This is a genomic window from Sphingobium phenoxybenzoativorans, from assembly GCF_001757355.1.
GTDB classification, from domain to species: domain Bacteria; phylum Pseudomonadota; class Alphaproteobacteria; order Sphingomonadales; family Sphingomonadaceae; genus Sphingobium; species Sphingobium phenoxybenzoativorans.
Map to the genome: position 1 here is coordinate 1 of NZ_MINO01000128.1, position 5,685 is coordinate 5,685.

The following is a 5,685-nucleotide window of genomic DNA, read 5'->3' on the forward strand; positions in this document are numbered from 1 at the left end:
AGCTCCAAGGACCATCCGTCGATCGGCCCTAAGGCCGTCGCCGCCCAGTCGCGCGAACGGATCAGCGCGCCGCATTCGCCGCCACCGAAGGGCCAGCCCTCGAGCGCAGCGCGCGTCATCGGAACACCGGCCTCTTGGCCCAGAAACGCGGCAAACAGCGCGTCGGCACTGCCGTAGCCGCCAGTGGCGATACGGATGTCGAGCAGGTGGGCGAGATCGGGTGTGAGCGTAAAAGTACGCGGCTGGTCGGAAGACATTCCTGCCCCTCGAATTATAAGGACGTTAAGTCAATGAAAATGGCCCGCGACACGAGACAGGTCGAGCGGCCGATAGCACCTTGCTCGCCCTTCGGATTGATTAAACACCTCGATTACCCCATGCATCGAATTCCTTCGGAAGCAAAGTGGCGTCTGCTAGCCTCGCGTGTAGTACAATCTCTAGACCGTGCGCAAATCCAGCGCCGAGGTCGCCTAGCATTTCGGCTTCTCGAACCCGATGGTGTCGAGCGCGCCGGAAATGTCTATCCGGCACTCCGGGATCTGTCGTGCACGAGGATTGGGACGCGCGTGCGACGCAGAGACTACCAAATACGCGGGCTGCCGTTCCCGATAGGCAATCTGAGTGGAGGCTAGCTCGCCCCCGACCTGCTCCGCCACCTTTGCCGCGTCCTGACCGGTCGCGCCTTACATCATGCCGCTGCGACGACATGACTTGCCCACGCGCGGACATGCCACTTGACTATCATATGTTAGGCTCCTGGCCGCATAAACATGAAGCCGAGCGTCGCGATCCGTCGGGTATCGTCGAGGGGCATGAATAGCCGATGGACGCCTGCCCGGCCCTTGCCACCCGCCAGGGCTTGTCGCTGGCACCTCAGGCGCAAATCCGTTACAAGTTCTCCCCTCCAACGCATCGTAATCGCGCTGGTGTCACCAACCCTGCGATTACTCTATGTGTGACAACCGCTGCTGTAGCCCTTAGTCTGGCCCAGTCTAACGCTGAAGCCAGCATCCGACTGAACTCGGAGAGGTTCCTCCTTCAATGAGACTCAAAAAGGGCAGGCTTCGGAAAGCCGCACCGGAATGGTCTAGCTCCGCTCCCCTTTCGGCAGCCGCATCTCGACAGAAAATCCTGCGGCCTCCCCCTCTCCGTTGATCAGTGCGACCCTGCCGCCATGCAGCTGCGCGACGGCCGATACCAGAGACAGCCCCAACCCCGCCCCACTGGTCGAGCGCGCCGGGTCCAGCCGGCCGAAGCGGCGCAACGCCTCCTGCTGCCGGTCCGGCGCAATGCCCGGCCCCTGATCGGAAACGGCGATAACCGCATCCCCCTGATGCTCCGACAGGCGCACCTTGATGCCGCCCGATCCATATTTCAGGGCATTGTCGATCAGATTGGACACCGCCTGCCCCAGCAGTTCGCGATGCACCGGCAGGTGCATTCCGGCCTCGACCTGCAGGCTGATCTCCCTGCCCGTATCCTCGGCGACCGGCTCATATAGTTCGACCAGATCGGCCAGCATCACCGGCAGATCGGCGTCGACAAACCGCTCCCGCCCAATTCCAGCCTCCGCACGGCTGATCTCCAATGTGGTGCCCAGCATGGCCAACAACTGATCCGCCTCCTTGCCGATCCCCTCGATCGCGCCCTGCAACGCCTCGCGGTCATCGGACAGCGCCGCCCGGTCCACTCGTGTCCGCAATCGCGTCAGGGGCGAACGCAGGTCATGCGCCATGCTGTCGGTGAGCAGGCGCATCTCCGACATCAGCGCCTCAATCCGGTCGAGCATCGCGTTGATCGTTCCGCCAAGTTGGTCGAAACTGTCGCCCGATCCGTCCAGAACCACCCTGCGTCCGAAATCGCCGGCGCGCACCCCCTGTGCGGTCGCGGTGACGCCGGCGATACGCCGGTCGATCATATAGACCACGAACCATGCGCCCGCAGCCGCGAGCGGCAAGGCCATCAGCAGCGCGGTCAGCAGCGCATCCTCCACCGTCCGGGTGAACTGGGCGCTGCCTTCGATCAAGTGCCCGGCCAGCAGCCTCTCGCCACCGGAAAGGCGCTCGGCAACCACACCAAACCGCCCCGGCCGGTCCCCGCCCACCCGGTAAAGATCGATCTTTGTCCAGCGGGAGGGCGCAGCGATCGTCGGTGGCCAGCGCTCCAGATTGCCGGCGATGGCGCGGCCTTCCGCATCGGCCAGCAGGATCAATTCGTCGCTGCGTCCCGCAATCCGCTTGGCGATCACCCGGCTCAATCCCGGCACGCCCTGATCATCCGCCACCGCTAGCAGATCGTCGCGCAGGCTGGCCGCGACGATGCTGTCCGACTGATTGATGCGGTTTTCGACCAGCCGGGTGACGGACAACAGCAACAGCCCCCCGAACAGTAATTCCAGCAACAGGATCAGGCCGATGAACCGGGCGTGCGAAGACCGCGCCCATCGACTGGCCGCAGCCATCATGCCTATGCGCCGATCCGGTAGCCGGCGCCACGCACCGTGTGGATCAGGGGCGGATCACCCTCCATGTCGATCTTGCGCCGCAACCGGCTGATATGGACGTCGATGACATTGGTGCCGGGATCGAAATGATAATCCCACACGCCCTCCAATAGCATGGTGCGCGTCACCACTTGCCCGGCATGGCGCAACAGATATTCGACAAGGCGGAACTCGCGCGGCTGCAGGTCGATGACGCGATCGCCACGCCGCACTTCCCGCTTCAGCAGGTCCATGCGCAGATTTTCGCATGTCAGCGCGGTTTCCACGGGCGTCCCGCTGCCCCGCCGCCGCATCAGCAGCTCCAGCCGCGCCAACAGTTCGGCAAAGGCGAAGGGTTTGACCAGATAATCGTCCGACCCCGCCGTAAGCCCCGTCACCCGGTCGTCGACCGAACCCAGCGCGGACAGCAGGATGACCGGGGTCTCAATCCCTGCCGCGCGCATCGCCTGCAATACGCTAAGGCCGTCCATCATCGGCAACATCCGGTCCAGGACTATGGCGTCATATTCGCCGCTGGTCGCATGGAACAGGCCGTCCCTGCCGTCCGCCGCATGATCCCCGACATGGCCATGCTCGGCCAGCCCTTTCAGAATGAAGTCGGCGGTCGTCCGGTCATCCTCGACGACCAGTATCTTGCGGCCCATGTCTCGTCCCGTCATCCCTGCACCTGTCCAATGTTGCCACATTCATCGCGCCGCCGCGAAGGAAATTGATCCGTATCCGGCATGCTGCCGGCTCGTTCAGCCAATGGCGGGCCATCAATCCGTCTGCGGGATGGCGTCCGCCGATACCGCTCAGACGGTCCCCGGCGCGCAATCCGCCCCGCTCGGCCGGTCCCCCGGTCCTGACGCTGGTCACAACCACCTCATGCGCATTGCTCATGTCCGCGACCGTCATGCCCGATGCGTCTGGCGGCTCATCGGCGTCGGGCGTATCGGACGGCATTTGCGTCAACAGCATCAGCGGGCTTGCCGACAGGATCAGCAACCCCGCCCATAATATGGCCGTGCGCGGACGCAGCCTGCCCCTCGCGCCAGGCATGCGCATGTCGGAACTGACGTGGATCGGCGGCTCTGCCATTGGGCCGCTCTACGTCAGTCCATCTCACCGGCCGCTTTCGGCCGGATGACGAAATTGTAATCCAACCGACACGGCAAAATCCGGGGTCGCGCAATAGGAAACGCCTCATCTTTCGGCAGACAGGCAGAGATGCGGGCAGGCAGATATGAAAAACCGGTACCGCTTTACGGTCGCCCTGTGCGTCGCCGCCCTGCTGGGATATTTTACCTGGCTGGGATATTTCGCCCGCGACCCCTTCGTCACGATCATGCCGCAACATCCCCGCACGGATGTCGCCGCCGTGGTGATGTCCGGGGATATGGGCTTCAAGGTCGGCATGGGCCGCCAGATCGCCCGCCGCCTCTCTGACGACGGCATTCCCGTGATCGGCGTCAATTCCCTCACCTATTTCCGGACCTGGCGCACGGTGGCGGAGGCGGCCGCGCTGGTGCAGGACGCGATGGGGCGGGCGGAGGCCTTCACCCATGCCCGGCGGATCATCCTGATTGGCCAGTCTTTCGGCGCGGACATGCTGCATGTCGGGCTGGCGGGCCTTCCACCTGCGTCGCGGGCGCGGGTTGCAATGGTGGCGCTGGTCGTGCCGGGCGCGACCGTGGAATATCGCGCATCCCCCGGTGAGATGTTCACATTCCTGATGCATGAGGATGATGCGCTGCCCACTGGCCGGGCGCTGACCTGGGCGCCGCTGCTCTGCATTTTCGGCGAACAGGAAAGCGCCAGCCTCTGCCCTCTGCTGTGGCAGGACAACGCCCATGCCGTTGCCCTGCCGGGCGGCCACCCGCTGCACTATGACGCCGACGCTGTATATCGGGAGGTCCGGCGCGAGATGGTCCGCGCCCGCCTCTCTCCCGCCTAACGGATTTGTAATCCGCCACCCACCTCCCCGCCAGCACAGACCGCATATCAGGCGGCAGGAGCCATAAGAGACGCGTGATGAGACAAGAGGGAAAGATCGGGACCGCCCTGGCCATGCTGTGCGTCATGACCTCCGCTGCGCAAGCCGCCTCGCGCCCTGCCCCGTCGCCGCCGCCATTGATGCAATCGCCGCCGCCTGTGGCCGGACTCTGGCTTAACCCGCGCGGATCGGTCGTAGTCCAGGCCGGGGATTGCGACGGCAAGCTGTGCGGCTGGGTCAGTTGGGCGAGCCGGGCCGCGCTGGCCGACGCTGCGGCGGCGGATGTTCCCCATCTTGTCGGCACCGAATTGCTTCAGGATTACCGCCCATCCGGTCCCAAACGCTGGGCTGGCCGGGTTTATGTGCCCGACATGGGCCGCTCCTTCCAGTCCACGATAGAACAGATCGACCCGCAGCATCTGAAGATTTCCGGCTGCATCCTCGCCGACCTGCTGTGCAGGAGCCAGATATGGAGGCGCTCATGACCGCCCGTTACCGCATGCTTCTGACCATCGGCGGCGTCCTGCTGCTGGCATGCCTCGGCTTCGCCGCGCTTGATCATCTGTTGCAGGAGGTCCGCCTGCGCGACATCCGCGCCGCCATCCATGCCCTCCCCTCCGCCGGGCTGTTGATGGCGCTTGGCCTGACGGTCATCAGCTACGTCACTCTGACTTTATATGACGTGCTGGCGCTGCGCATCATTGGCCGTCCGCTGCCCTATCGCACAGCCGCCCTCGCCTCCTTCACCAGCTACACGCTCAGCCATAATCTTGGCCTGTCGCTGCTGACCGGCGGATCGGCCCGCTACCGGGTCTATAGCGCGGCGGGATTGTCCGCGGCGGACACCGCGCGTGTGGTCGCCGTCGCCAGCATCACCTTCTGGGCAGGCGTCTTTTCCCTCGCCGGGTTGATGCTGACGGTTTATCCCGGCGCGCCATTGCTCACCGGCATCGGGCTGCCATCTTCCTGGCTACGCGGCGCAGGAATCATTCTGCTGACCACCGTCGCATTCACCGTCGCCTTTGCAGGCAATGAAGGCCGCGTCCTTCGTCTATATCGCTGGTCGCTTCCGCTCCCCGGCCGCGCCCAGATCGCTGCGCAGATCGCCATCGCGGGGGTCGATCTCGCCGCCGCCAGCGCCGCCTTGTTCGTGCTGGTTCCCGGCGCGACAATCCACGCTTTTCCGCTCTTCTTCATCGGCTACACA

At 64.6% G+C, this 5,685-nt stretch carries 8 protein-coding genes; 4 read left to right on the forward strand and 4 right to left on the reverse strand.

The window, feature by feature from the left end:
- The 4 genes from BHQ40_RS23765 to BHQ40_RS27015 all read right to left on the reverse strand — a co-directional run.
- Positions 1-257 (reverse strand): hypothetical protein (locus BHQ40_RS23765; protein WP_139139461.1); only part of this gene is annotated, 257 nt, incomplete at its 3' end.
- Between the two features lie 830 nt (positions 258-1,087).
- Entirely contained in the window at positions 1,088-2,464 is a 1,377-nt protein-coding gene (locus BHQ40_RS23770; protein ID WP_070158192.1) for a sensor histidine kinase, read from the reverse strand.
- 2 nt (positions 2,465-2,466) lie between these two features.
- Positions 2,467-3,147, reverse strand: coding sequence for a winged helix-turn-helix domain-containing protein (locus tag BHQ40_RS23775; RefSeq protein ID WP_070158193.1), 681 nt, complete (start codon positions 3,145-3,147; stop codon positions 2,467-2,469).
- Positions 3,116-3,463 carry a PDZ domain-containing protein gene (locus tag BHQ40_RS27015; RefSeq protein WP_354321774.1) on the reverse strand — a complete coding sequence of 116 codons (348 nt, stop codon included), beginning with the start codon at positions 3,461-3,463 and terminating at the stop codon, positions 3,116-3,118. The genes BHQ40_RS23775 and BHQ40_RS27015 overlap by 32 nt, the downstream gene beginning before the upstream one ends.
- Between BHQ40_RS27015 and BHQ40_RS26815 the strand changes: the two genes are divergently transcribed.
- From BHQ40_RS26815 to BHQ40_RS23795, 4 genes are all read left to right on the forward strand, one after another.
- Entirely contained in the window at positions 3,384-3,632 is a 249-nt protein-coding gene (locus BHQ40_RS26815; protein WP_253183462.1) for a hypothetical protein, read from the forward strand. The two genes, BHQ40_RS27015 and BHQ40_RS26815, sit on opposite strands and share 80 nt — an antisense overlap.
- Before the next feature lie 96 nt (positions 3,633-3,728).
- Positions 3,729-4,439: an AcvB/VirJ family lysyl-phosphatidylglycerol hydrolase gene (locus BHQ40_RS23785; protein WP_070158195.1), complete on the forward strand. Its 711-nt coding sequence runs from the start codon at positions 3,729-3,731 to the stop codon at positions 4,437-4,439.
- 77 nt (positions 4,440-4,516) lie between these two features.
- Positions 4,517-4,963, forward strand: coding sequence for a DUF2147 domain-containing protein (locus tag BHQ40_RS23790; RefSeq protein ID WP_070158196.1), 447 nt, complete (start codon positions 4,517-4,519; stop codon positions 4,961-4,963).
- Positions 4,948-5,685, forward strand: a 738-nt coding sequence (locus tag BHQ40_RS23795) for a putative bifunctional lysylphosphatidylglycerol flippase/synthetase (RefSeq protein WP_139139462.1), incomplete at its 3' end; no start/stop codon positions are given. The genes BHQ40_RS23790 and BHQ40_RS23795, both read left to right, overlap by 16 nt.